The following is a 25,770-nucleotide window of genomic DNA, read 5'->3' on the forward strand; positions in this document are numbered from 1 at the left end:
AGATAACCCGCGTCATTTCATCATGACTTTTTCTCATGCCGTTCATTGGCGAAAAGAAAACGCCGCAGCGGATCGGCCGCGACCTTCGTGGGAGTCCGGGCGACGACGGATCGCGGCGTCGATAAAACATTACGAGCGCCACCGGGGCCTCCCTTCAGCGCCCGAAAGATGAAGTTCGCGATTTGGCTAATATGCCAACATCATGTCGGCCGCTTTCTCTGCGATCATTATCGTCGCGGCGTTGGTGTTGCCGCTAACCATCGTCGGCATGATCGATGCATCGGCGACGCGCAGCTTCGCGATGCCATGAACCCTCAGCTTCTCATCCACGACGGCCATCGCATCCTGGCCCATCTTGGCCGTGCCGCATGTATGGTGACCGATCCCCGAGGTGCTTCGGATATAGGCGTCAAGCTCCGCATCCGACCTGATATCGGCACCCGGGGTAAGCTCCGGTCCGCGGTAAGGCTCGAAGGCTTCCTGTGCGAAGATTTTGCGGGTTACACGGATAGCCTCACGAGTGACCGCCATGTCGTATTCAGATGAGAGGAAGTTCGGATCGAAGACTGGAGCCCCCTTGGGATCGGCGGACTTCAGCCACATTTTCCCGCGGCTTTCGGGCCGGTTCGGCCAAACATGCACAACGTAGGAATGCCCTTCGAGTTCGTCCGCCCAAGGCATCCAGATTTTGAGGCCCTGCCCTGGATAATACGGGATGAACACCGCCTGGCATTCGGGAGCCTCGACACCGGGCTGCGTATTGAAGAAGCCACCGGCTTCAAGCGGGCTCTGCGATACCTGACCTTTCTTGAAAAGCAGGCTATTCATCATCGCGAAGGTCAGCGAGTGGATGCGCAGGGAAGATGCCATGGAAACAGGCTTCTTCGAACTGTGCGCCACCGAAACGTTCACATGGTCCTGCAGGTTGGCGCCGACGCCCGGAAGATGTCTCACCGGAGAGATGCCGAGCTTGCCGAGCGCCTCCTGATCACCGATCCCCGAAAGCATGAGAATTTTGGGGGAATTGAATGACCCGGCAGCCAGGACGATCTCGCGATTTGCCCGCACGCGATGGACCGTTCCGCCCTTCTCATATTCGATGGCTACGGCCTCGCCGTTTTCGACAATCACCTTGTGGACGTTCGCATTCACCTCCACCTTGAGGTTCGGGCGGCTCATCGCCGGGCGAAGAAATGTCTTCGCCGTCGTCTGGCGACGTCCTTCGGCAATGTTGAAGTCGTAGACTCCGAACCCCTCCTGGGAAGCGCCGTTGAAATCGTTGTTCAACGGGTAACCGGCCTGCTGGCAAGCCTCCAGATAGGCCGTGGTCAATTCACTGACCATCGGCGGCTTGGTGACGGGCATCGGACCACGCGTGCTGTGGAACGCGTTGTCGCCTCCGAAATACTTCTCCGATTTCCGGAAATACGGGAGGACATCTTCGAAAGACCAGCCCGGATTTCCAAGCTGCCGCCAGGTGTCGAAGTCGGCAGGATTACCCCGAATGTACTGCGCCCCGTTGAAAATGAAGGAACCGCCGAGCATCTTCCCTCGAGGAAAGTACTGGGTTCGTCCATTCATGTTCTTCTGGGGTACGCAATTGTACGACCAATTATTACGCTTGAACGAGAACAGCTTCGCAGCGAGAAACGGCAGATCATACGAGATTTCGCGGCCCGCCCCCCCTGCCTCGAGAAGCAGGACACGATCGCCTCGTGCGCTGAGCCGGCTGGCCAGTACACTCCCGGCCGACCCGCCGCCGACGACTACAAAATCGAAACTATCACTGTTCAAGACGATTAACTCCGCGTTCCCGGTTTTGCGCCTACCTTGCCGAAACCGGTTCTCGCATCAAGCCATGCACACTCGTTTCTCCATGACTTTGAGTCATATGGCGCTCGTAGCGCTGCATATCGAAAGGAGGCTTGCCGCGGGCATTCACCCTAGAGAGCCGTTTCGTGACTGACCGCGCTGATCGCCGGCTTAGCCGCCCGCCGGACGTTCAGCGCACCGCTGGCGAAAATGGCCACGAGAATGAGGGGCAGGCATATGGCGTATAACATTCTCATACCCCAAGCCTCGGCGACGAACCCGAGCAGAGGCGGCGCAAGGAAAAACACGACGAAAGCCATCTGCCCGACCGCGGCCACGTTAACTGCCGACGCCCTGTCAGTCCTTTGCGCCGCCGCAGAGAGCGCCATCGGATAGACTGCGCTGCATCCGCCGCCCATCATCGCGAAGCCAGCCAAGGCGGCGTATTCATGCGGGGAGAGCCAAACGATTGCCAGGCCGATCGCTGCGACCGTGAGGAGGGTTTGTGCGACGACGCGTGCTCCAAATCGATCCACCACGGGATCGATCGTAACGCGGGCCAGCGCCATGAAAAATGCGAACAGCGTCAAGCCAGATCCGCCAATAAACGGTTCAGATTTGAAAACGTCCCGCATATAGATCGCCGACCAGTCCAGACCCGCGCCCTCCACGAGACATGCCGAGATGCCGATGATGCACAATGGCATAAGCGAAAGCGTGGGAAAGGCGATCAAGGGCGCTTTCTGCTCCTCGACAACCTTTGGGATGGTTGCGTTTTCCATCCCTTTGACAACGACGAGGGACAACAAAACGACGATCGTCGCCATGACGATCATGTGCGTTGTCATCGGTATTTCAGCCTGCCGGATGAAGGAGGCCGTGACAGCGGTGACGAAGAAACCGACACTCCAGAAGCCGTGCGACCGGTTCATGATGCTGACACCCTTCTGAGCCTCGATCCGCCCAATCTCGATGTTCAGCGCAAGCTCAAGCGTTCCCGTAAAGAGACCGGTCAGGAAGAGACAGCCAAACACGGCACCTGCGCCTGGCAGCACCGGCGTCAATGCGAGCAGGAGGCCGATCGCGGGGATCGCGATTGAAAATGTCCGCTTGCTGCCGAGGCGGGCAATGATGGGAGCAGAGGCCGAAAGAGAAATCAGCGAGCCTATGGCAAGCCCGATCAAGGTCATGCCCAGTTCGGCCTTGTTGACCGCGAGCCTTGTCTGCAGGTCTGGAATTCGCGCCATGAACGCGCCGGTCGCAATAGCAAGCAGGAAAAACGCCAGATATGGCCTTTGGTGAGCTGCGATCATGGAGATGGACTTCTTTGCTGAAGCTCGTCACCGCGCCAGTCGAGCGGCGCGTTCGAACCCGATGAGATCGGGGGCCTTCTGCACATCGGCGGGGAAAAGGTCAACCACATCGGGTGCGACGATCGCCAGAAACGGGATGCCGATCTTACGGGCCGCGTGAAACTCGGTGGGTGAATCCCCGACCGCCAGACACTCCACGGCTTCGGCGCTCTCCAGCCGCATCACGTTCCGAAACTCGGCATATTTCGACTTGGGCGAACCCGATACGGTCCGGAAATACCGCGACAACCCGCGCCGTTCGATTACCAGCCTGAGATCATCCTCCGGCATTCCTGAAACGACGTGCATCGGAATTTCGTTTTCAAGACGGGCAAGAAGAGCCTCGGCGCCGGGGATAAACGCGCAATTGAGCATGCCCTCATCGATGATTTCCGCGAAACGGTCACAGAGATTTTCAACTGTCGCCTCATCGCCGGGTCGGCCGAACACCTCGCGCTCGAAATACTCGAACTTTTGACGTCGGCCAATTCCGCCATTCTGTTCCTGGTACTCGACGACTTCAGCGACCTTTTCCGGGTCTTCGCAGCTGTATACCTGCGCAAAGGCCGCGGTCTTCAAGCGTGCGGAATCAAGAATGACACCGTCGAAGTCGAAGATGATGGTCTTGAAGCGGTCGAGATAAGGCATGCCTATTTTCCATTTGCCGGCTGATTGCGAAAACGCGAGGGGCGCGTCAAAGCCTTCGTGTCGAGAACCTGTTCCAGGAGATCGGCTGACAAGGTGTTGCTCTCGTCCAGCAACGCCCTCATGGTGCGGCCGCTCCGGAGAATTTCCTTCGCCATCTCGGCAGCCTTCTCGTATCCGATGAGCGACGTCAACGCAGTCGCGAGCGCCGTGCCCGCTTCGAGATGCTCCTTGCAGCGCTCCTCGTTCGCCGTGATCCCGGCAATACACTTTTCCCTGAGGGTTCTCACTGCATTGGTCAGCAACGTGATGGACTGCAACAGATTGAAGACGATGACGGGCTCGAAAGCGTTGAGCTGGAGTTGACCTGCTTCCGCCGCCAGGGTCACGACGAGATCGGCTCCGATGACCTGGAAAGCAACCTGATTGACCACTTCGGGAATGACCGGGTTGACCTTGCCGGGCATGATCGACGAGCCGGGCTGCATCGGCGGCAGGTTGATTTCGCCAAAGCCCCCACGCGGTCCGCTCGAAAGCAGCCTGAGATCGTTCGAAATCTTGGAAAGCTTCACCGCCGTCCGCTTGATGGTGCCGGAGAAGAGGACAAACGCTCCCGTATCCCAGCAAGCCTCGACAAAGTCCGATGCGGGAACGAGGTCGACCGACGACACTTCCGCGAGCTTCTTGATGGCAAGAGCCGCGTAGCGAGGATCGGCGGTAATGCCGGTTCCGATCGCCGTACCGCCCAGGTTGATTTCCTTGAGAAGCCTTGCCGCCTCCTCGAGCCGAAGGATATCCTCCCTCAACGTCACCGCGAAGGCCATAAATTCCTGCCCCAACGTCATGGGAACGGCATCCTGCAGTTGCGTGCGCCCGAGCTTGAGGATGTCCGCGAACTCCGCTGCTTTCGCTTCGAAAGCGTCCGCGATATCCGCCAGCTCGTTCGACAGGCTGTCGTAGCTGAGAAGGAGCGCCAGACGGATCGCCGTGGGATAGACGTCGTTTGTGGACTGCGAGAGATTGACGTCGTTGTTCGGGTGGATGACATCGAAGCTTCCCTTGGGAAGTCCAAGATGTTCCAAAGCGAGGTTCGCCACCACCTCATTCACATTCATGTTCGTCGATGTCCCGGCTCCCCCCTGGAAAACGTCGAGGACGAATTGGTCCGCGAGCTTGCCGCCGGCGATGTCGTCACAGGCGGCGACGATCGCGTCCGCCTTCTTCCTGTCGAGGTCGCCGAGTTCCAGATTCGCCAGCGCCGCCGCTTTCTTCACGAAGGCCAACGCCCGGATGAAGACCGCATAATGCCCGATCGGGATGCCCGAAATCTGGAAGTTGGCGAAAGCCCTTGCCGTTTGAGCGGCGTAATAGGCGTCGGCATCGACGTCGATTTCGCCAAGGGAATCGTGCTCACGCCGCTTGGCGACGGTAAGGGGCAGCATGTCAGTCATTTCTAGGAACCTTCTACGAACCTGCCGGAAGAAAAATGGGCCGGTGGCGGATCGGAGCCACCACCAGCCCACGGCTGCCTTGGGAAGAGCAACGCTTTAGACAGCCATTCACCGCATGGTTATTAGACCGTGTGAGGCAATGCGTAGCCGCGCTTGCCCAGCTTGATGAACGTCGACTTCACCTCGGTGAACTCAAGAAGGCCATCCATGCCGTTCTCGCGGCCGAGACCGCTTTCCTTGAAGCCGCCGAACGGCATCTGAACCGAGGTTTCGAGGAAGGTGTTGACGTAGACCGTCCCGCTCTTGAGTTCACGGGAGACCTGGATCGCCTTGTCGATGTCCTTCGTCCAGACGCCGTTGCCGAGTCCGTAATTGGTGTCGTTCGCAAACCTGATTGCTTCCTCCGCGGTCTTGAAAGTGGTGACGGCAAGAACCGGTCCGAAAATCTCTTCGCGGAAGATCGTCATTTCCGGCGTAACGCCGGAGAAGATGGTCGGAGCAACGAAATAGCCCTTGCCGAGACCATTATCGGTCAGGCGTTCGCCGCCGATCTCCAGTTTTGCACCTTGCTCGACACCCGTCCTGATGTAGCCGAGTACCTTTTCCATGTGCTGCTCGTGGATGAGCGCACCGACGTCAGCTTGTTCGTCGTCCGGCAGGCCGATACGGATTTTCCGCGAGCGCTCGACAAGCTGCCTGATGAAATCGTCGGCAATGGACTCCTCTATCAGCAGGCGGGTCCCTTGAACGCATTCCTCACCCTGGTTGAGAATATAGCCGAATGCGATGCCGTCGATGGCCGAGTCGATGTCGGCATCGGCGAAGACGATGTTCGCCGCCTTGCCACCGAGCTCCAGGCCGACGCGCTTCATCTGCTCTGCACAACGCTGCGCGATCCGCTTGCCGACCACGGTCGAACCCGTGAAGGAAATCATGTCGACACCGGGGTGACCCGTGAGCGCCTCGCCAACGGTACGGCCGGAGCCTGTCACGACGTTGATCACGCCGTCCGGAATGCCGGCTTCCCTGGCGAGCGCAGCGACTTCCAGCGTCGTGCCCGCGGTCAGCTCCGACGGCTTGATGACGACCGTGCAGCCAGCTGCCAGCGCGAAGGGAAGCTTCTGGAAGAGCGTGACGAGCGGGAAATTCCAGGGCGTGATCATGCCGATGACGCCGCGGGGCTCGCGGCTCACCAGGCCGAGGTTCGCATCCCCGATATTGTTCACGAGGTCGCCCGGAATCTGGTAGGCGAGAGCGGCAGCGTAACGCCCGAGCTCGATGGCCCATTCCGTCTCGCCCTTCGCGAAGCGAATGGGCTTGCCGACTTCCTCGGCCTCGATCGTCGCGAGCCTGTCGGTGTCGCGCACGATCAGTTCAAGCCAGCGGGTGATAGCTTTGGCGCGCTCCGAACCGGGAATGCCGGACCAGATCGACCGGTTGTCGAAGGCTGCCCGAGCTGCCGCGACGGCCGCACCGACCTCCCCTTCGCCACCTTCCGCGAAACGGGCGAGCGGCGCACCGTGAGCGGGCGAAGTCCGTTCAATCGTCCTGGCTGTCTTGAGCCACCCGCCGTTGATCCACAATCCATATTCTCTAACGGTCATCGGTATTTCCTTTCAGTTTCTGCGGCGACGGTGGTCAGTGGCGCACCACGGCGTCATCGTTGGCCACGACACGCAGCAATTCGGACGGAGCGACAACTCCGATCGTGTCTCCCGCCTTCACCGTGGTCCTGTCGGTGACGATGACGAAGCGGACGTCACCCACGCTGACATAGATGTTCGTGGTCTGCCCGAGCGGCTCGACCAGCTCGACAAGCGCGTCCGTCGCGCCCTGTGCGCCGGCTTTCGCAACGATCAGGTGCTCCGGCCGGATGCCCAGGAGCAGGCCGCCGTTGCCGTCAACGATCTGTGCTGCAAACGCGCGCTCGTCTTCGCAAAGCGAATGGGCAAAGTTCGGAAGGATGCAGGTAACGGTGCCACCGGCCTTGAGCTGCGCGGGGAACAGGTTCATCGGCGGCGACCCGATGAACTCCGCGACGAAGCGCGTCTTGGGCCGGTCATAGATTTCGAGCGGCGAGGCCACCTGGACCATGTTGCCCCTGCTCATGACCGCGATACGGTCCGCCATCGCCATCGCTTCGATCTGGTCGTGCGTGACGTAGATCGTGGTGATGCCGAGGTTCGTGACGAGCTTCTTGATCTCCGTGCGCATGACGGCGCGCAGCTTTGCGTCAAGATTGGACAACGGCTCGTCCATGAGGAATACCTTGGGGTTGCGAACGAGCGCCCGCGCGAGCGAAACGCGCTGACGCTGGCCTCCCGAAAGCTGCGATGGCTTGCGCTGGAGCAGTTCGCCAAGCCCGAGCTTTTCAGCGGTGTCCTCCACCTTGCGTGCACGCTCGCGGACGTCGAGCTTGCGGATCTTCAGGGGAAACTCGATGTTCTTGAAGACCGTCATGTTCGGGTAGAGACCGTAGTCCTGGAACGCCATGGCGATATCGCGGTGGCGAGGCTCGGCGTAGGTCATGTCGGCGCCGTCGATGCTGATGCGGCCGGCTGTAGGCAGCTCCAGGCCGGCGACCATGCGCAGGGTCGTGGTCTTTCCGCAGCCCGAAGGACCGAGCATCACGAAGAACTCGCCGTCCTTGATATCGACGGAAACGCCGTTGACGACCTTCAGTGCGCCGAACTGCTTGTAGACGGTATCGATATTGATTGCCATTTCGAGAATTCCTTACCCTTTGACCGCGCCGAGCGTGAGGCCGCGGACGAGGTAGCGTTGCATCAGAAGAACGAGGACGACGACGGGAAGCGACATCATCACGCCGGCTGCGGAGGCGAGCCCCCAGGCGATGGCCTTTGGCTTGATCGCGTTGGCGGCGATGACGGGAAGCGTCTTGGCCTCCTGCGAGGTCAGCATGCTGGCGAGCAGGAACTCGTTCCAGGCGAACATGAAGACGATGACCATCGTCGCGGCGAGGCCCGGCAACAGAAGCGGAAGCGTGACGCGCCAGAAGGTTTCGAAGCGGCTGCAGCCGTCGATCATGGCCGCCTCCTCGATGGACTGCGGAATATCCTGGATGAAGACGCGCATGACCCAGACGACGAAGGGCAGGCCGGAGAGGGCGTAAGCCGCGATCAGCAGCCAGGGCGTATCGAAAATCCCCAGCTGGCGGGCGATGATGAACATCGGAATGACGCTCACGATCGGCGGCAGCATGCGGAGCGAAAGGATCTCGAAGGCGAGGAATTCCTTGCCCTTGACGTCGAAGCGGGCGAGCGCGTAGGCCGCCATCGTTCCCGCCGCCATCGCGATGCAGGTGGCGAGGCCGACGATCAGCGCGCTGTTCAGCAGGGCCTGCCATGCGTTCAGCTCGGTGAAGAGCTGTGTATAGTTCGCCAGGGTCGGCGAGAAGCTCCAGACCGGGGGATAGGCCGAAATGTCGACTTCGCTCTTGAAGGAGGAAGTCACCATCCAGAAAATCGGGAACGCGAAGAAGAGCGCGGCGGCGATCGCCAAGCCATATGCAGCCAGCGCGCCGGCGCCGCTCTTGAGAATTCGGCTGTTCGACATGAGCGATCTCCTCAGCGGTTTTCTTTGTCGGCGACCAGCTTCAGGAAGCCGGTGAGATTCACGAAGACGAGGACGACGACGAGCACGATGACAAGGGCGATCCACGAGAGCGCCGAGCCGTAGCCCAGATCGAAGATGCGGAAGTTCACCCGCTGGAGATAGACGCTGAGGAGGTCCGTCGCGAAGTCCGGGCCGCCGCGCGTGATGATGTAGACGGTGTCATAGGTGCGGAAGGCGTCGACGATGCGAAGAAGGGTCGCAATGACGATCACCGGCTTCAGCATCGGCAGGGTCACGTTCATGAACGTGGCAAGGTGCCCTGCCCCATCGATCGCGGCGGCTTCGAACGGGCTCTTGGGGAGAGAGCGGAGCCCTGCGAAGATGATGATGAACATGAACGGCGTCCACTGCCAGACGTCGACGAGGATCACCGAGGCGAGCGCGCTCGAGGGTGAACTGGCCCAGGACAGATGGCTCACACCGATCAGCGAGAGCAAATAGTTCAGGACGCCGAGATCAGGCATCATCATCGTGCGCCATGTGATGCCGACGGCGATCGGCGTGATCAGCATCGGAATGAGCAGGAAGGTGCGCAGGACCACGAAGCCGAAACGGTACTGATTGAACAGCAGCGCCAGAAGCACGGCCAACGTCAGGGAAAGCGCGACGCTGATTGCCGTGAAGGCGAGGGTCAGGCCGACGGAGTACCAGAACTGGCCATCGCCGAAGGCGCGGGCGTAGTTCGCGAACCCGATAAACGAGTAGGACGTGCCGAATGTCGGGTTGTAATTGGTCAGCGATATGTAGAGCGAATGCAGCAGCGGATAGAGGCCGACGATCGTCATGATGATCATCGTCGGCGCAAGCAGGAGCGTAGGAACGCTCTTCTCGCCCGCGCGGACCGCCTTCGTCGCACCCAGCTGCAAAGCCGGCGCGTTGATGGTGCCACTTTTGGCCATTTTCAAGTTCCCCAATAGAAACGGGCATGGCCAGCAGCCATGCCCGCGACACGCTTTCGGTCAGGTGCGGATGACGGAAGCCAGCGCGGCCTCGGCGTCTTCCATCGCCTGTTGAGGTGTCTTGCGACCGTTCACGCCCGCAAGGATGTTTTCGTAGAGCACCCGCTGCACTTCGACCGCATTGGTCAGGCGATACGGCGGGATCGAAACCGGGGTCGTACCGCGTGCCGGGAAGTCCCGGAAAGCCTGCAGCATCGGCACCTTGGCGACGATTTCAGGATTGTCGATGTCCGCCTGGAGGCAAAGCGACGACTCACCGTTCTCGCGGAACAGCTCATAGGCCTGTCCTTCACTCATCCACTTGAGGAACTTGTAGGCCTCCGCCTTGTTTTCCGACGCGGCATTGATGAGGATCGACCAGCCGCCGACCATCTGCTGTTCGAACTTCTCCGTCGGCGAGACGGTGTAACCGAACTTGCCCTTGAACGGACCGTCCTCGATGCCGACGATGACGTCCGACCAGGTGATCATCATTGCAGCCTTGCCCTGCTGCATGATGGAGGAGCCTTCCGCATAGTCGAAGCCTTCGACGCCCTTCGGCGTGAAGGGCAGCACCTCGCGCAGGCGCTCGATCGCGCGGGCGCCCTGGCCCTCGGAATTGAACACCACCTTGTTGTTCTCGTCGAGCACGCCGTCGTCGTTCGGGGCGATCTTGGTCATGCCTATCAGGCGGCTGCCCCAGTCGCCGCTCATATGCGCGTCCTGACCGCCGAGCAGCAGGACGTTGCCCGCGACGTCATCCGAATGCAGCTTCTCGGCCGCGTCGCGATATTCGTCCCAGTTCGTCGGCACCTTCGTGATGCCGGCCTTTTCGAACAGATCCTTGCGATAGACGAAGACCGGGGTCGTCATGACGAGCGGCAGGCCCCAGCGCTTGCCGTCGTACTCCGTATAGGTCGTCGAGGCAGGCGCAAGTTTGCTCACGCTGATTTCCGGCAGCGAGGCGTCTTCCGCGCGGATATCCTCGAACGCGCTTGCCCAGCCGTTGCGCAGCGGCTGCCGGATCCAGAGATTGTCGGTGGTGAAGATATCGAAGGTGCTGGAACCCTGGCTGAGTTCGATCAGCAGCTTCTCGTAATGGGCTTCATAAGGATTGCCTTCGCCCGTGATCTGCGCGCCGGTATATGCCTTCGCGACGCCGCCGGTAAGAGCGCCGGCCCAGGCGGTGTTGCTGTTCAGGATGTTCAACGTGCTCGCGGCCCATGCGCGGGTCGCTGGAGATAGCGTTGTCGCCGCCGCCCCGATGGCCAGCATCTTGAGCAGAGTTCGGCGCTTGAGTTCAGGTGTGAAATGTCCATGCATCGTTTGGGCTCCCCAATTTATTGATTGCGCGACGCAGCCGCCTATGTGCGAGCTAGTAAACGTTTACCAGAATGCACCAGGAATATCCGTTGTCAATCCGGATTCTGGCGGGGTGATTGAAATCTGAAGAAATACATCCATTATGCATGAGCGGCAGGCAAGGACTTAGGCCCCGCAGGAGCAGTAGAAAATCCATGAAAAACAAACGTCAGACCGGGCGCGGGGTAACGGTTCACGATGTGGCGAAGTTGGCAAACGTATCCATCGCCACGGTCTCTCGCGTGCTCAACAAGCCGGAGAATGTGAACAAGGAAATGTCTGAGCGGGTGCTTAAGGCCGCGGCACAGCTTGGATACACGACAAATTCCGCCGGCAAGGCCCTGCGCCTGGCGCGCACCCGCACGATCGGTACGCTCCTGCCACGTCTCGACGACCCGATCTTTTCCGAACTGGCGCACGGCATCCAGGAAACGCTCTTCGCGCAAGACTATGCGGGCTTTCTTCAGACATCGGGCTACGACAATACAACGATTTTCGACGCCGCATTCAGGCTGTTCAACCGCGGAGCTGAAGGATTACTTGTATTTGGACGGGTAGACGACAAACGCTTGCTGGAGTTCATCGAGAAAAACCCGATTCCGGTGCTACAGGTATATTCTTACCTAGAGGGTCACCCTCTGCCCTCCGTCGGAATCGATAATGCAAAATGCACGCAGAAAATCGCGGAGCTCATGCTCCAGTTCGGGCACAAGGACATCGCGCTGATCTCCGGCCCAACGCAAGGCAACGACAGGCAGCAATCCCGACTGAATGCATATGAGCAGATGATGCGGGACCACGACCTGAATACGGTCATGCAGGTCGTTCAGCCCGGATATACCATCAATGACGGCGGGCTGGCGTTTCGCAGGATTATCGAGCAAAATCCAAAGGTTACGGCCGTAATGTGCAACACCGGCCTTTTGGCCTGCGGGGTTCTCTCGGAGTGCCGGAAACTCGGGATCGACGTTCCCCGCCAGATGTCCGTGAGCGGCTTTGAAGACATGAGCTTCGCACCCCTTCTTTACCAACCGCTGACGACCCTGTCGGTCCCCGTCGGAGACATGGGGCGCTACGCTGCACGCGCAATGATCGCAAGCCTTGAGCAAGGCGAAAGCCTGACCTCCATGCAGTTCGAGACCAGCCTGATCTTGCGCAATTCCATTACCGTACCCCCGAAGGCGTCCGACCGCGCGGCATAACGCAACGAGAAAACGTTTATTGACCGCCCTCCAGAAAACGTTTACAAGTCAGCCTCATGAACATCGAACTGGCCTGCCTCAGTTCGACATGCATCATGGGGATGGCGAGGAATGCGCTTCAGCAAAATGGTCAATGTCGTCGGCGCCCACGCGGCAGGCGAGCTGAATGAAGTCATAACGGGCGGCGTTCTTCCCGTCCCCGGCAAGACTATTTTCGAGAAGATGCAGTATCTGGAGAGGAACGGTGACGAGCTTCGTCAGTTTCTCCTCCATGAGCCGCGTGGCAAGGTCTCGCAGTGCGTGAACCTTGTGCTGCCGGCCACCCATCCGGATGCCGACGCGGGCTTCATCATCATGGAGTCGGAATATTACGTCCCCATGTCCGGCACGAACACCATCTGCACGGCTACCGTTCTTCTCGAAACGGGCATGGTGCCGATGATCGAGCCCGTGACGACGCTCACGCTCGAGGCGCCGGCAGGTCTGGTGCGCGTAACGGCGCAATGCCGTGACGGCAAATGTGAAAGCATTACGTTCGACAACGTGCCCGCCTTCACCATGGCGCTGGACAGGACGATCGAGGTTCCCGGCCTGGGCTCGATGGTCGTCGATGTCGCCTATGGCGGCATGATCTACGTCCTCGTCGATGCCCAGAAGTTGGGCTACGGCATCACCCAGGACGAGGCCGCCGAACTGGTCGATGTCGGCGAGAAGATCAAGCTGGCGGCGGCCGAGCAGATACCTGCCGTCCACCCGGAAAACCCGGAAATCCACACCATCAACCAGACACTGTTCGCCGGCCCGCTCCGTACCGAGAACGGCGTCAAGCGGGCGAAGAATACAGTGATCGTTTCCCCCGGCAGGCATGACCGGTCGCCCTGCGGAACGGGCACGAGCGCGCGGCTTGCCGTGATGCACGCGAAGGGGCAGATCGGCGTCGGCGAAAAGTTCGTGCACGAATCCATCATCGGCACCGAGTTCATCGGCGAAATTCTCGGAACGACGACCGTGGCGGGGCAGACCGCCGTGCGGCCGGCGATCACGGGCTCGGCCTGGATCACCGCTTTCCACCAGTACGTCCTGGATCCGCGCGACCCGTTCCCGACCGGTTACAAGCTGGGCGACACCTGGAAGACACCAACCTGAGGATAGCGAATGCCATTCTCACAGGAACTCACGCGGGCGACCGTCGAACTACGACAGATACGCTCAGGCAACCACAAGACCACGACGGCATCCGGCATGAGCAAGATTTCAAAAACGCCCTCCAGAGGCACCTACGACTACATCATCATCGGCTCCGGCTCCGCCGGCAGCGTTCTGGCAGGCCGGCTGTCCGAAGACGGCAAGCAACGGGTGCTCCTACTCGAAGCAGGCCCCTCGGACCAGCACATTCACATCCGCATGCCCGCTGCGCTGCCGCTGCCGCTGGCCAATGACCGCTTCAACTGGTTCTACACCTCCGAGCCTGAACCGTATCTCGACAACAGGACCGTCCTTGAAGCGCGAGGCCGCGTTCTCGGCGGCTCGTCCTCGATCAACGGCATGAACTGGGTTCGCGGCAATCCCTGGGATTACGACAACTGGGAAGCGCTCGGCCTCACGGGCTGGAGCTACAAGGATGTCCTTCCCTACTTCCGTAAAGCGGAAACGTCAGACAAGGGCTCGAATAAGTATCGCGGCGGCAAAGGCCCGATGATCATCGAGACCTGCAAGGCCGACAGCCCCTTGTACAGGGCGTTCTTGAAAGCAGGCGAACAGGCGGGACATCCCTATATCGAGGACCACAACGCGCTTCGTCAGGAAGGTGTCCATATCACCCAGCGCAATGTCGGCCACGGTATCCGCTGGAGCACGTCGCAGGCCTACATTCACGCACAGCCGAAGCGGGACAATCTCGACGTCGTCGTCAGCGCGAAAGTCACCAAGATCGAGTTCAACGGCAACCGTGCCGTCGCCGTCAAGGCGACCATCTCCGGCAAGGCATATTCGATCAATGTGGACAGGGAAGTTCTTCTCGCCGCCGGCGCGCTCAACTCTCCACAGCTCCTGATGCTGAGCGGTATCGGCGACGCCGGGGAACTGCGCAAGCTGTCCATTCCGGTCGTCAAGGATCTGCCGGGCGTCGGGCGTGGCCTGAAGGATCACGTCGCCGCCCCCGTCCAGTATCGCGCGACCAAGCCGGTCTCGGTCGTCGGCCAGCTTACCACCTTCGGCAAGCTCAAGCTCGGCTTGCAGTGGCTTCTGGCCAAGACGGGCCTGGGCGCCACAAACTTCTTCGAGGTCGGCGGCTTCTTCCGCACCGATCCGAAATTCACGGTTCCGAACGTGCAGCTGGAATTCGTTCCGCTCATCGGCGAGATGCAGCACGGTTCGGTCAATCTGGAGAATGGCTTCCAGTATTTCATGAGCCTGATGCGACCCAAGAGCGAAGGCCGCGTCTGGCTTGCGAGCGCCGATCCGAACGTCGCACCGAAATTCGTCTTCAACTTCCTTCAGGACGAGGAAGACCAGAAGCAGGCGATCGCGGCCATCAGGGAAATCCGCCGCATCGTCGCCCAGCCCGCCTGGGACGACATTCGCGGCGAAGAAGTCACGCCGGGCAAGCAGGTCCAGTCGGATGAAGAACTGCTTGCATTCCTCAGGAAGGAAGCCGGCACCAACTACCATCCCTGCTGCAGCTGCCGCATGGGTACCGACGACATGTCCGTGGTGGACACCCATGCGAAGGTCCACGGCTTCGAGAATCTCCGCGTCATCGACGCGTCGATCATGCCCGCCATCGTCAGCGGCAATCTGAACGCCCCCGTCATCATGATGGCTGAAAAACTCGCGGACGACATTCTCGGCAAAAAGCTGCCGCAGGAGGTCGCCGACTACTATCAGCCGGAAGTCGCGTAAGGAGACATTCCATGGAAAACAAAGCAGAAGAGACCCCGGCCAAGGGCGACTTGCTGATCCTCAAGCCCGAAGAGGGCAAGAACTTCTGGCAGCCGGTTCCCGCCAACGGCCACATCTCCGTCAGGATTTCTCCCGACTTCCTCGGCGTAGAGACGCCGTTCAGCCTCGGGACGCAAACCTTGCCGCCGCAGGGCTACGTGCGTGAGCACGCGCATCCGGTACACGATGAAGTTCTGCATTTCATCTCCGGCCGTGGCAAGGCTGTCGTCGAGGGCGTCGAATATCCCGCGGAACCCGGCGTGACGATCTTCGTCGGCCGCAACCGGAAACACATGTTCATCAACACGTCCGAGGACCAGGAACTGCATTGGCTCTGGTTCATCCAGCCGAACGGCCTCGAACATTTCTTCGAGGAGATCGGCCGCCCGATGCAGCCGGGCGAGGCGGCGCCGGAGCCGTTCGCACGGCCTGAAAACGTACTGGAGATCGAGCAGCGCACGGCATTCGTCGCAGCCGACAAACTCTAAACCCAGAGAACGAAAATGCCCACATTATTGGCGTCCGATGGATGCCGGGTGACGTATGACGTCTCCGGCAAAGGCGAAGCTTTGCTGCTCATTCCCGGTCTCGGCGGAGCGGCAAGCTTCTGGAACGACATCGTTCCGCTTCTTGTCGATCGCTACAAGGTCATCTCGTTCGATCATCGGGGAACCGGGCGAAGCGACAGACCTCTTGGCAAATATTCGGTATCGAGGATTGCTGAGGACGCCGTGGAAATTCTCCGCGCGGAAAACGTGGACGCAGCCCATATCGTCGGCCACTCGACGGGCGGCCTGGTGGCGCAGTTCATCGCTCTCGACGCACCGGCGCTCGTCAGATCGCTGGTCATCAGTGGCAGTTGGGAGAAGACGGACGCTCGCTTCGTCGCCATGTTCGAAGCACGCCTGGCCGTATTGAGGACCGCGGGGCCGATCGCGTACCAGAAACTAACCCATGCGATCGGCTTTCCTTCAGGCTTCCTCGAAGCGAACACTGAAAGTCTCGACCGGGCTATCGATAACGCTACGGACGCGCTCTCGCCTCCGGAAGTCGCCGCCGCACGGATCGAGATGCTTCTTGCAGACGAACGTAGCGGCGACCTTCAGCGGATCACCGCTCGCACTCTCGTCATCGGCGCCACCGACGACGCCCTCATTCCCTTTGCCCACAGCCGAACGCTCGCCGCCATGATACCTGGCGCACGGCTCGCCGTGATCGATGGGGCGCACTTCTTTCCTCGGGTTCATCCCGAGCGATACGCCAAAACCCTTCGAAAATTTCTGGAGGAAACAGATGAACAATGACGTCAAGAAAGTCGCTGTCATCGGCTTTGGCGCGATGGCGCAAAGTCTCGACCATTCCTTGCGCGCCTCCGGAAGCGGCATCGAAGTTTCCGCCACGCTCGTTCCCCACGACCTGACCGTCGATCACGACGGCGTGGAAGTCTTCCACGATGTCGCCGCCCTCATTGAATGGGGGCCGTCGGTGGTCGTGGAATGTGCCAGTCACCAGGCGGTCAAGAATTCCGTCCCACCCCTCCTTCGCGCGGGCATCGACGTTATCGTCGTCTCGATCGGCAGCCTGAGCGATACCGCGTTGCTTCATGCGCTGGAAAAAGCTGCCGAGGAAGGAGGAAGCCGGCTGACCGTCGCCTCCGGCGCGATCGGCGGCCTCGATGTGCTGCGCTCGGCGAAGATCGCGGGTCTGGAAAGCGTCATCTATACGGGCACCAAACCGCCGTCCGCCTGGAAGGGAACGCCGGCGGAGCAGAGCGTCGACCTCGCCAGCCTCCGCCAGAGGACCGTCATTTTCGAGGGCAATGCGGCGGAAGCCTCGCTGCAGTATCCAAAAAACGCGAATGTCACGGCTGCGGTCGCCCTTGCCGGGATCGGCTTTGCCGACACCAGGGTAACGCTGGTCGCCGATCCGCATGCAAGTGGCAACACCCATAAGGTCAATGCCGCCGGCGCCTTCGGCAGATTCGAGATTTCGCTCGAAAACAAGCCGCTTCCCGACAATCCCAAAACGTCCTGGCTCGCGGCTCTGAGCGTCGAGCAGGCACTGCATCGTCATTTTCAAAGAATAGAACTGTGAGGTCACACCATGCGTCTTGAAAACAAAATCGCAATCGTCACCGGCGCAGGCGCTGGTATCGGCGCGGCCACCGCAGAAGCCTTCGCCCGCGAAGGCGCGAAGGTCGTCGTCGCCGATTTCAACGGCGATGCCGCCAGGTCCGTCGCCGGCAAGATCGGCGAGAGCGCAGTCAGCATCAAGGTCGACGTCCGTGACAGCGGCGAAGTGAAGGCGATGGTGGAGCTCGCCGTCTCGACGTTCGGCGGCCTCGACATCATCGTCAACAATGCCGGGCGCGGCATGATCGGCACCGTCGAGACGACGGCTGAAGACGACTGGGACGACATCGTTGCCGTCAATCTCAAGGGCGTCTATCTCTGCTCGAAATACGCGGTTCCGGCCCTCCGGGCCCGCGGGGGCGGCAGCATCGTCAATACCGCCTCCAACATCGTCACCTTCGGCATCAAGGATCGCGCCGCCTATGTCGCGGCGAAAGGTGGCGTCGCTGCCCTCACCCGTGCGATGGCGCTCGACCATGCCGTGGACAAAATCCGCGTCAACTCCGTCGCCCCCGGCGTCATCTGGTCGAACTATTACGACAAGATGCTGAAGGAAGTCCCCGATCCGGACGCCTTCGTGGCCGGCCTCAAGGCGCGTTCTCCGATGGCCGAACTCGGTCAGCCGGACGACATCGCCTTGGCCATCCTCTATCTGGCAAGCGATGAATCCAAATTCGCGACCGGCTCGATGATGACTGTCGACGGCGGCGCCTCGGCCTGGTGAGCCGACGGCGATACCAACGCACTCACGGAACAGACCATGCTTCTCGAAGAACGGGATTACCGGATTCGCGCGGGCTTCCTCGGCGAATTCATGGAAAACTATATGAAACTCGGCTTGCCGATTCAGCGCGCGCATCTTGGTGAGCCGATTGGTTTCTTCACGTCCGAAATCGGAGAATTGAATCACTTCATCTCCATGTGGCGCTGGACAGACCTCGCGGAACGGACGATGAAGAGGGCGCACATGCTGGCCGATCCCGGCTGGGGTCCCTATCTCGCCAGCATCAAGGGCCTGATCGACACCCAGGCGATCCGGATCCTGACCCCGACGTCCTTCTCTCCCCTGTCCTGAACGACCGAAGAAAAGCGAAAACCATGAAGTACACGAAAGAAACCCTGGTCCTCACCCATTCCGGCGCGATCGAGGCCCTGTCAGCCGCCGTTAAGGCGGCGGAGGAATTGTCCGTTCCCCAATGCATCTTTATCGTTGATTGCAGCGGCGAAACCATCGCAAGCATCCGGATGGACGGAGCGAAGTATCTGAGCATGCACACGGCGCGCGCCAAGGCACGCACCGCCGCATCGATCAACGCGCCGACGGGCTCCATGGCATTCGAATTCGGCACATCTGCCGGGGTCGCATCGCAAGGCGGCGTAACGCCATTGCCCGGTGGCCTGCCTATCCGCTTCGGCGGGAAACTTGCCGGCGCGATCGGCGTGGGCTCCGGGACAGGGGAGCAGGACTTCGCGGTCGGCCGCGCAGCTTTGGTCGCCATCGGTGCGGACGCTGTCTGATCAAAAAATCAGATGAGAGCTAGCCACCTCCGGCAATTTGTCTGACACGAGCGGCAGCGTCGGCAAGTCGCTGCTGCTTGATGTCGCCGCACTGTGCGGCTGCCGCTATTCCTTCGGATAGCGCGCTTAGATGAGGCCCACCCGCGACGAGTAGCAGATCAGCGCCCGCATTCAGCGAAGCTATCGCCGTTTCAAGGAGTGATTGGCCGCGCAGGGTGGCTGGTGCGTCCAGATCGTCGCTGACGACGAGACCTTTGAATCCCAATTGAGACCGCAGCATAGCCATAACGGCCGGCGAGGTGCTCGCTGAATTGTTTCCGTCTATGGCGGCGACAGGTGCCGGCCCTGTCATGATCGCCTTTGTCCCAGCCTCGATAGCGGCCTTGAACGGCAGCATGTTGTGGAGAATGCGGTCGAGCGGCGTCGCCAGGCAAACATCTGCCAATGCGGGGTCTTCTGCCAGATCGTTGAAACCTGGAAAATGTTTCGTCACCGCGGTGATGCCGGCGGCCTGGACACCCGTTACAAAGGCTGAAACCAGCCGGGCCACAGCTTGCGGATAAGAGCCCATCGTGCGTGCTCGCAGCCAAACGTTTTGGCCGTCGATGATGTCGGCGATGGGCGCAAGGAACATCGACACACCGAGTGCGCGAGCGCCCTGGGCGGTGATCCGGCAGCGTTCTGCAAGTGCATCCGGAGAGAGTGTATGTGCCTCGTCGAGCGTCGGAAGCGGTGGAACCAAGCCAGCGAGCCGCTGGATACCGCCGAGCTCCTGATCGACCGCGACGATCAGGTGAGGCGTTACGGCCTGAAGCGCCGCGATCGATGCGCGAAATCCGTCCGGCGTTTCGCAGGCCAGTCTTTCTGTCGACATCGCCCGGGCAACATATTCCGCACGAGTCTCGCCGATCAGGACGGAGCATCCTCCCTCCTTCAGAAAGGGCACCATAATATCCAAGACATCGAGCGTATCGAAAGCCGGCAGAAGAACCGCCCTTGCATCCCGATCGATTGAGGCACTCATCGTCGTCTCCGCGGTTTCAGACTATTTCGACATCGACGCCGGCCTCGCGAACGGCATCGAGAATGGCGGTATCCTTGGTGCCGGTGAAAAGCGTCGACACAGCGGATACCGGCGCGACTTCATAGGTCGCGGCCTGTCCGAGTTTGTCGGCAGTCGCCAGAAGCAAGGTCTTGTTGGCGGCACGGATCATCGCCGCCTTCAGAAGTGCGTCCTCGTAGTCGTCGGCACGCAGCGTCAGGTCCTGGGCGACGCCGCAGGTGCCAAGGACGCAGTAATCGACACGCAGTGCACGGACGGCGTCGATGGCAGCGATGCCGGTCGCGCTACGCGTCAGCCTGCCAAGGCGGCCACCGAGCATGATCACTTCAGCGTTCGGATGGTCGAGCGCGGCCGCCGCGACATCGACAGCCGCCGTGATGATGCGCACGGACAGCGCCGCCGGAAGGGCGCGCACGAAACGGACGACCGTCGTGCTCGTATCGACCAGCAGCGTAGCGCCGTCCGGAATGACAGCCGCCGCAGCCCGGCCAATCGAATGTTTCTCTTCCATGTGAAGCGTTTCGCGGCGCTGGAAATCCAGCACCGGCGTCACCAGCCGCGCCGCGCCGCCGTGAAACCGCTGCACCAGGCCCGCATCCGAGAGATCGCGCAGGTCGCGGCGGATCGAATCCTCGGAAACGCCGAATTCCTGGGCAAGTTCGGCGGCAAGCACACGTCCGCTGGCATTGGTCTTTTCAAGGATGACCGCCTGGCGCTCTTCCGGGGACAGGGCCGCGAGTTCCCTCCTGCCTCCGGTCATTCCACGGCCTCGGCGGCAAGGAGCCCGAGCGCGATCAAGCGGGCTTCCAGCGCTTCGGAATTGCGGAAATGCTCGGTGTGAAAGCCAAGCGCCGCAGCCGCCGCAACGTTCGCGGCATTATCGTCGATGAAGAGGCATTCCTCGGCGCGGACGCCTGCGCGCTCAAGGAAGCGCTCGAAGATCGGCGCATGCGGCTTGATGAGTTTTTCGCGGCCGGAGACGATGAGGACGTCGAACGACCCGAGGAAGGGGAAAATCTCCTGCGCTCTCGGATAAGTCTCCGCCGACCAGTTGGAGATCGCATGGACGGGAACGCCGCCGGCCTTCAACCGGCCGAGAAGGCCTGCGGTCCCCGTGACCTCACCACCCAGCATTTCATGCCAGCGCAGCCAATAGGCTTCGATCAGGTCAGCCTTTTCGGGGTGTTTCGCCACGAGTTCCGCCACGCCCTCGGCAAAGGGGTGGCCAGCATCGAACTGTTCGTTCCATGCCGGGGTGCAGACCTCCGCCAGGAAGGCCGAAACCGCCGCCTCGTCCGCCATGAGCTGGCGGTAAAGATAGGCGGGATTCCAGTCGATCAGCACACCGCCGATATCGAAGACCACGATAGTTGGATTCATCTTTCTGCCCTTCATGCACGAACCTGCAGAAGCAATGCATGAATACGCGCAAAAACGCAATAATGCGCAAGCTAAAAAGCATCAACCGCGCAGGAAATCGGCAGCGCGTTCCCCGATCATGATGCAGACGGAATTCGGGTTGCCCGAAATCAGCGTCGGCATGACCGAGGCGTCTGCAACGCGAAGTCCCTCGATGCCATGCACGCGCAGCTCCGGGTCCACCACGGCCATGTCGTCGCGGCCCATCCGGCACGTTCCGGCGGGATGGAGGGCGGCATGGGCATCCTTGACGCAGAAGGCGCGGATTTCTTCGCGCGTGCGAAGCGACGGCCCCGGCGTGTGGCGCGCCTCCACGAATTTCGCGATGGCGGGCTGCGCCATGATGTCGAGCGCCGCCATCGCGCCGTCCGTTATCGCGTCGAGATCGTAAGGGTCGGAAAAATAGCGGGGCGCCACGCGCGGGTTCGCGGTGGGGTCCGCGCTGAGAAGCGTGACCTCGCCTCTCGAACGCGGCCGGATCTGCCCGAGATTGACCGTGCAGCCATTGCCGCCGGGCACCGCATCGACGCCCTCCTCGATGCCGGCGCCAACGACCATGAAATACTGGATATCGGGCGTCGCCTCGTTCCTGTCGCCCCACCAGAAGGCGCCGCCCTCGATGAGATTGGACGAGGCGGGGCCATTGCGAAAGAGCGCGTAGTTGAGACCCGCGGCAGCCTTCCAGTGCAGCTTCTTGTACTTGTCGTAGCTGTGCGGGCCGTTGAGCTGGTAGACCAGCGAAATCTCGATATGGTCCTGCAGATTCTGTCCGACACCCGGCAGGTCGGCATGGACCTCGATCCCGTGCCGCCGCATGGCTTCCGCCGGACCGATGCCCGAGAGCATGAGGAGCTTTGGCGTAGCAATCGCACCGGTGGAGACGATCACCTCCCGGTCGGCGCGGTAGACGACCTTGCGCTTGCCTTTGACACACTCGACGCCGACAGCCCGCCCCTTTTCGATCAGCACGCGGGTGACCGCGGTGCCCGTCTCGACACGCAGGTTGGGCCGCCCTCGCGCCGGGTTGAGATAGGCGACGGCGGCGGAGCTGCGGCGACCGTTGCGCGCCGTGATCTGATAAAGGCCGCACCCGGCGGGATCACCCGAGTTGAAGTCCGGATTGTAGGGCAGGCCCGCCTGCTGGCAGGCCTGCAGCCAGGCGCGGGTCAACGGGTGGATATAGTCGATATCCGAAACCCCGAGCGGCCCACCGACGCCATGGGCTTCGTTGCAGAAGCGGTTGTTGTCCTCCGCACGCTTGAAGAAGGGCAGCACGTCGCCGTAACCCCAGCCTTCCGCGCCGAGGTCGACCCATCGCTCGTAGTCGGCGGGCACGCCGCGGATATAGATCATCGCGTTGACGGAGCTGCCGCCGCCGAGCACCCGTGCCTGCACCATGGTCGGCGTCTCTTCACGCTCCTGCTCGGGCATCGGCTCCCAGGGAATGCGCTTCAGGAGATCGCCCTGCGCGGTCTTGTAGTAGGCACCGGGAATGTGAATGTAGGGGCTGAGGTCGCGCGGCCCCTCCTCGATCAGGAGAACGCGGACGGCGGGGTCCTCCGAAAGGCGCGAGGCGACGACGCAGCCGGTCGAGCCGCCGCCGACGACGATATAGTCGAACATATCGATCCCGGCCGAGGCGCGCGGGAAAATGCCGTGGCGCGCCGATCCCATGTCCCGAACGTCCATTCAATGCCCCCTTGTTATGGCGGCGCCTGCCTTGATGGCGAGCGCGGCGATGGTCAGCGCCGGGTTGACCGCGGCCGATGTCGGCAGCACGGATGCGTCCGTGACGTAGAGGTTCTCGACATCGTGGCTGCGGCAATTGAGATCGACGACCGAGGTCTGCGGATCGGCGCCGAGGCGCGCGGTGCCGCACTGGTGCGACGTCGTCTTGCGGCCGAAGGTATGCGTCAGCACGATCGGGAAGCCGGCCTTGCGCATGACGGCCCGGGTTTTCCCGATCAGCGCCTCGTGCGCGCGCATGTTAGAGCGTATCCAGTGCATGACGATGCGGCCGTCGCGCACCATCACCCGGCTTTCCGGATTGGGGAGGTCCTCGCTCGTCAGGAACCAGCCGTAAGCGTAGCGCGCCATGAGCTTGGCGAACCACGCCGGCGCGGGCATCGGCAGATTGGCCTTCAGGATGTTGCCGGTGATGTGCCCGAGGAGCTGGACGTTACCGAGCGGGAAGCCGTATTCGTTGTCGGCGTTGTAGAAATCGTTGAATGCGATGGTCTTCTGGTAGACGCAGCTATTGGCGGCGAAGGGATCGATCGCCAGCATCGCCGTCGTGTTGTGGTTCATGAAGTTGCGGCCGAGCTGATCCGAACTGTTGCCGAGACCGGCCGGATGCGCCTTGTTCGCCGATCGCAGGAGCAGGGCGGCGGACTGAACCGCGCCCGCAGCAACGGCGAAGCGATCCGCCGAGATGCGATGCTCGGTCGCATCCTTCCGGTAGACGGCGGCGATGACACGCCGCCCCGCCGCGTCGGTCTCAAGACGGACGACGTCGGCCCCGGTCACCAGGCTGACATTCGGATGGGCAAGGGCGCTGGCAAGCGGCCCCACTTCCGCGTCGATCTTGCCCTTCCCCGTGTTCGGGAAAGCATCCCATCCCGTCGCAGCCCGCTTCAGCCAGGCCTCGATATCGATCGACAGCGGCAGGGAGGCGGGATGGACGCCCGCCTTTTCCAATCGGCGGCGGACGGCGGCCATCGCCGGTTCGTCCGGGACCGGCGGATAGCCATAGGGCTTCTCGTGCGGCGGTTCCGTCGGATCGCCCGCGACGGAACCACGCACCCGGAAAATCTCCTCGGCCGCATCGTACCAGGGCGAAAGCTCCTCATATGACAGAGGCCAGCCGGGCGACGCACCGTCCATGTGGCAGCGCGCGGCGAAATCCTCACGGCGATAGCGGTACATGACCGCGCCGAAGAACTTCGAATTGCCGCCGACATAGTAGTAGTTGCCCGGCAGGAAACTTTTCCCGTCGGTGCCCAGCCATTCCTCGGAAGAGCGATAGACCCCCTTCTGGAAGATGGCGACATCGTCGCGCGCGTTGGGCGTGTCCGTCAGATGCGTTCCCCGTTCGAGAATGACGATCTTGAGGCCCGAAGGCGCGAGGCTGTGCGCCAGGGAAGCTCCGCCGATGCCGGAGCCGATGATGACGATGTCTGCCGTCCCGGTCATGGAAGTTTCTCAGTCAATGCGGGTTTCGGTTTCGCTGTCGAAGAGCACGATCTTGGACGTATCGACCGCCAGCCCCGCCTCCTTGCCCGCATGGGCCTGCCGGGGCGGAAGCCGGGCCGTCACCTCGACGCCGCCGAGCTGGAAGACGGCAAGCGTGTCGGGGCCCGTCGGCTCTACGACGTCGAAATCGACGGTCAGAGCCGGGGTGCCCTCTGTCGCAATCGAGAAATTCTCCGGGCGGATACCGACCAGCACCTTCCTGCCGGCATGGCGGCGCAGAGCCTCCGGGGAAAGGGAAATGCCGCCGATGCGCGCCGCCGGCCGCCGCGCGACGTCGATCACCACCGTCGCCGTCGTACCCTCGGCCTCGAGAACTGCCGGCACGATGTTCATTGCCGGGGAACCGACGAAGCGGGCGACATAGACATTGGCCGGCCGGTCATAGACGGCCTGCGGCTCGTCGAGCTGCTGCACCACGCCGTCCTTCATGACGGCGACGCGTGTGGCGAGCGTCATCGCCTCGATCTGGTCGTGCGTGACATAGACGATCGTCGTGCCGAGGCGGGCGTGAAGGCGCTTGATCTCGGTGCGCATGTCGACGCGCAGCTTGGCGTCGAGATTCGACAGGGGTTCGTCGAAGAGGAACAGCTTCGGCTCCCGCACGATGGCCCGCCCCATCGCGACGCGCTGGCGCTGGCCGCCCGAGAGCTGCGAGGGCTTGCGGTCGAGGAGGTGGGTGATCTGCAGGAGGTCCGACGCCGTCTTCACGGCCTTGTCGCGGTCCGCCTGGGCGATCCGGCGGATCTTCATGCCGAACTCGATGTTCTGCCGCACGGTCATCGTCGGATAGAGGGCGTAGGACTGGAACACCATGGCGATGTCGCGGTCCTTCGGCGACAGGTCGTTGACGGTCTTTCCGGCGATGCGGATCTCACCGCCGGTGATCGTCTCCAACCCGGCGATCATGTTGAGAAGCGTGGACTTGCCGCAGCCGGAGGGGCCGAGCAGCACGAGGAAATCGCCGGTTCCGATGGAGATCGACACCTCCTTCAGAACTTCGAGCTGGCCATAGGCCTTGCGGACGCGATCGATTTCAAGAGTGGACATG

The 25,770-nt window shown here is 61.5% G+C and carries 24 protein-coding genes; 9 read left to right on the forward strand and 15 right to left on the reverse strand.

The window, feature by feature from the left end:
* Positions 1-186: 186 nt before the first annotated feature.
* The 9 genes from ShzoTeo12_RS24105 to ShzoTeo12_RS24145 all read right to left on the reverse strand — a co-directional run bounded on the left by ShzoTeo12_RS24105 (position 187) and on the right by ShzoTeo12_RS24145 (position 11,157).
* Positions 187-1,794, reverse strand: a complete 1,608-nt coding sequence (locus ShzoTeo12_RS24105; RefSeq protein ID WP_318912789.1) for a GMC family oxidoreductase — start codon at positions 1,792-1,794, stop codon at positions 187-189.
* Positions 1,795-1,943: 149 nt separating this feature from the next.
* A complete protein-coding gene (locus ShzoTeo12_RS24110) occupies positions 1,944-3,125 on the reverse strand; it encodes an MFS transporter (protein ID WP_318912790.1) in 1,182 nt (393 codons plus the stop codon).
* A 27-nt stretch (positions 3,126-3,152) separates the two neighbouring features.
* Complete coding sequence (locus ShzoTeo12_RS24115) at positions 3,153-3,812, reverse strand: HAD family hydrolase (protein ID WP_318912791.1); 660 nt, start codon at positions 3,810-3,812, stop codon at positions 3,153-3,155.
* Between the two features lie 2 nt (positions 3,813-3,814).
* Positions 3,815-5,260: an aspartate ammonia-lyase gene (locus tag ShzoTeo12_RS24120; RefSeq protein ID WP_318912792.1), complete on the reverse strand. Its 1,446-nt coding sequence runs from the start codon at positions 5,258-5,260 to the stop codon at positions 3,815-3,817.
* A gap of 122 nt (positions 5,261-5,382) precedes the next feature.
* On the reverse strand, positions 5,383-6,864 hold the full coding sequence (locus tag ShzoTeo12_RS24125) for an aldehyde dehydrogenase family protein (RefSeq protein WP_318912793.1): 1,482 nt from the start codon (positions 6,862-6,864) through the stop codon (positions 5,383-5,385).
* A gap of 34 nt (positions 6,865-6,898) precedes the next feature.
* Entirely contained in the window at positions 6,899-7,984 is a 1,086-nt protein-coding gene (locus ShzoTeo12_RS24130) for an ABC transporter ATP-binding protein (RefSeq protein ID WP_318912794.1), read from the reverse strand.
* Between the two features lie 12 nt (positions 7,985-7,996).
* A complete protein-coding gene (locus tag ShzoTeo12_RS24135; protein ID WP_318912795.1) occupies positions 7,997-8,836 on the reverse strand; it encodes a carbohydrate ABC transporter permease in 840 nt (279 codons plus the stop codon).
* A gap of 11 nt (positions 8,837-8,847) precedes the next feature.
* On the reverse strand, positions 8,848-9,795 hold the full coding sequence (locus tag ShzoTeo12_RS24140) for a carbohydrate ABC transporter permease (protein WP_119255005.1): 948 nt from the start codon (positions 9,793-9,795) through the stop codon (positions 8,848-8,850).
* Positions 9,796-9,855: 60 nt separating this feature from the next.
* Positions 9,856-11,157 (reverse strand): ABC transporter substrate-binding protein, encoded by a 1,302-nt coding sequence (locus ShzoTeo12_RS24145; RefSeq protein WP_318912796.1) that lies wholly within the window; start codon positions 11,155-11,157, stop codon positions 9,856-9,858.
* A gap of 194 nt (positions 11,158-11,351) precedes the next feature.
* On the opposite strand from ShzoTeo12_RS24145, the gene ShzoTeo12_RS24150 reads away from it, so the two are divergent.
* The 9 genes from ShzoTeo12_RS24150 (at position 11,352) to ShzoTeo12_RS24190 (ending at position 18,988) form a co-directional block, all read left to right on the forward strand.
* Positions 11,352-12,398: a LacI family DNA-binding transcriptional regulator gene (locus ShzoTeo12_RS24150; protein ID WP_162911237.1), complete on the forward strand. Its 1,047-nt coding sequence runs from the start codon at positions 11,352-11,354 to the stop codon at positions 12,396-12,398.
* A gap of 111 nt (positions 12,399-12,509) precedes the next feature.
* Positions 12,510-13,544, forward strand: coding sequence for a proline racemase family protein (locus ShzoTeo12_RS24155; protein ID WP_318912797.1), 1,035 nt, complete (start codon positions 12,510-12,512; stop codon positions 13,542-13,544).
* Between the two features lie 9 nt (positions 13,545-13,553).
* Positions 13,554-15,299, forward strand: coding sequence for a choline dehydrogenase (locus ShzoTeo12_RS24160; RefSeq protein ID WP_318912798.1), 1,746 nt, complete (start codon positions 13,554-13,556; stop codon positions 15,297-15,299).
* An 11-nt stretch (positions 15,300-15,310) separates the two neighbouring features.
* Positions 15,311-15,826 (forward strand): cupin domain-containing protein, encoded by a 516-nt coding sequence (locus ShzoTeo12_RS24165; RefSeq protein WP_318912799.1) that lies wholly within the window; start codon positions 15,311-15,313, stop codon positions 15,824-15,826.
* 48 nt (positions 15,827-15,874) lie between these two features.
* Positions 15,875-16,642, forward strand: coding sequence for an alpha/beta fold hydrolase (locus tag ShzoTeo12_RS24170; RefSeq protein WP_318912800.1), 768 nt, complete (start codon positions 15,875-15,877; stop codon positions 16,640-16,642).
* Positions 16,632-17,432: an aspartate dehydrogenase gene (locus ShzoTeo12_RS24175; protein WP_318912801.1), complete on the forward strand. Its 801-nt coding sequence runs from the start codon at positions 16,632-16,634 to the stop codon at positions 17,430-17,432. Before ShzoTeo12_RS24170 ends, ShzoTeo12_RS24175 begins: the two co-directional genes overlap by 11 nt.
* Before the next feature lie 9 nt (positions 17,433-17,441).
* Positions 17,442-18,194, forward strand: a complete 753-nt coding sequence (locus tag ShzoTeo12_RS24180) for an SDR family oxidoreductase (RefSeq protein ID WP_318912802.1) — start codon at positions 17,442-17,444, stop codon at positions 18,192-18,194.
* A gap of 36 nt (positions 18,195-18,230) precedes the next feature.
* Positions 18,231-18,545 carry an NIPSNAP family protein gene (locus ShzoTeo12_RS24185; RefSeq protein ID WP_119255013.1) on the forward strand — a complete coding sequence of 105 codons (315 nt, stop codon included), beginning with the start codon at positions 18,231-18,233 and terminating at the stop codon, positions 18,543-18,545.
* Positions 18,546-18,568: 23 nt separating this feature from the next.
* On the forward strand, positions 18,569-18,988 hold the full coding sequence (locus ShzoTeo12_RS24190) for a GlcG/HbpS family heme-binding protein (RefSeq protein ID WP_119255014.1): 420 nt from the start codon (positions 18,569-18,571) through the stop codon (positions 18,986-18,988).
* Positions 18,989-19,007: 19 nt separating this feature from the next.
* On the opposite strand, the gene ShzoTeo12_RS24195 is transcribed toward ShzoTeo12_RS24190, so the two are convergent.
* The 6 genes from ShzoTeo12_RS24195 to ShzoTeo12_RS24220 form a co-directional block, all read right to left on the reverse strand.
* Positions 19,008-20,012, reverse strand: a complete 1,005-nt coding sequence (locus tag ShzoTeo12_RS24195; protein WP_318912803.1) for a glycoside hydrolase family 3 N-terminal domain-containing protein — start codon at positions 20,010-20,012, stop codon at positions 19,008-19,010.
* 16 nt (positions 20,013-20,028) lie between these two features.
* Positions 20,029-20,811 (reverse strand): DeoR/GlpR family DNA-binding transcription regulator, encoded by a 783-nt coding sequence (locus ShzoTeo12_RS24200; protein WP_318912804.1) that lies wholly within the window; start codon positions 20,809-20,811, stop codon positions 20,029-20,031.
* On the reverse strand, positions 20,808-21,431 hold the full coding sequence (locus tag ShzoTeo12_RS24205) for an HAD family phosphatase (RefSeq protein WP_318912805.1): 624 nt from the start codon (positions 21,429-21,431) through the stop codon (positions 20,808-20,810). The genes ShzoTeo12_RS24200 and ShzoTeo12_RS24205 overlap by 4 nt, the downstream gene beginning before the upstream one ends.
* Before the next feature lie 81 nt (positions 21,432-21,512).
* Positions 21,513-23,093 carry a GMC family oxidoreductase gene (locus tag ShzoTeo12_RS24210; protein ID WP_318914362.1) on the reverse strand — a complete coding sequence of 527 codons (1,581 nt, stop codon included), beginning with the start codon at positions 23,091-23,093 and terminating at the stop codon, positions 21,513-21,515.
* A gap of 66 nt (positions 23,094-23,159) precedes the next feature.
* Positions 23,160-24,662, reverse strand: a complete 1,503-nt coding sequence (locus tag ShzoTeo12_RS24215; RefSeq protein ID WP_318912806.1) for a GMC family oxidoreductase — start codon at positions 24,660-24,662, stop codon at positions 23,160-23,162.
* A gap of 9 nt (positions 24,663-24,671) precedes the next feature.
* Positions 24,672-25,769, reverse strand: a complete 1,098-nt coding sequence (locus tag ShzoTeo12_RS24220; RefSeq protein WP_119255019.1) for an ABC transporter ATP-binding protein — start codon at positions 25,767-25,769, stop codon at positions 24,672-24,674.
* Position 25,770 lies beyond the last annotated feature (1 nt).

Source organism: Shinella zoogloeoides (assembly GCF_033705735.1).
Taxonomy (GTDB): domain Bacteria; phylum Pseudomonadota; class Alphaproteobacteria; order Rhizobiales; family Rhizobiaceae; genus Shinella; species Shinella zoogloeoides_A.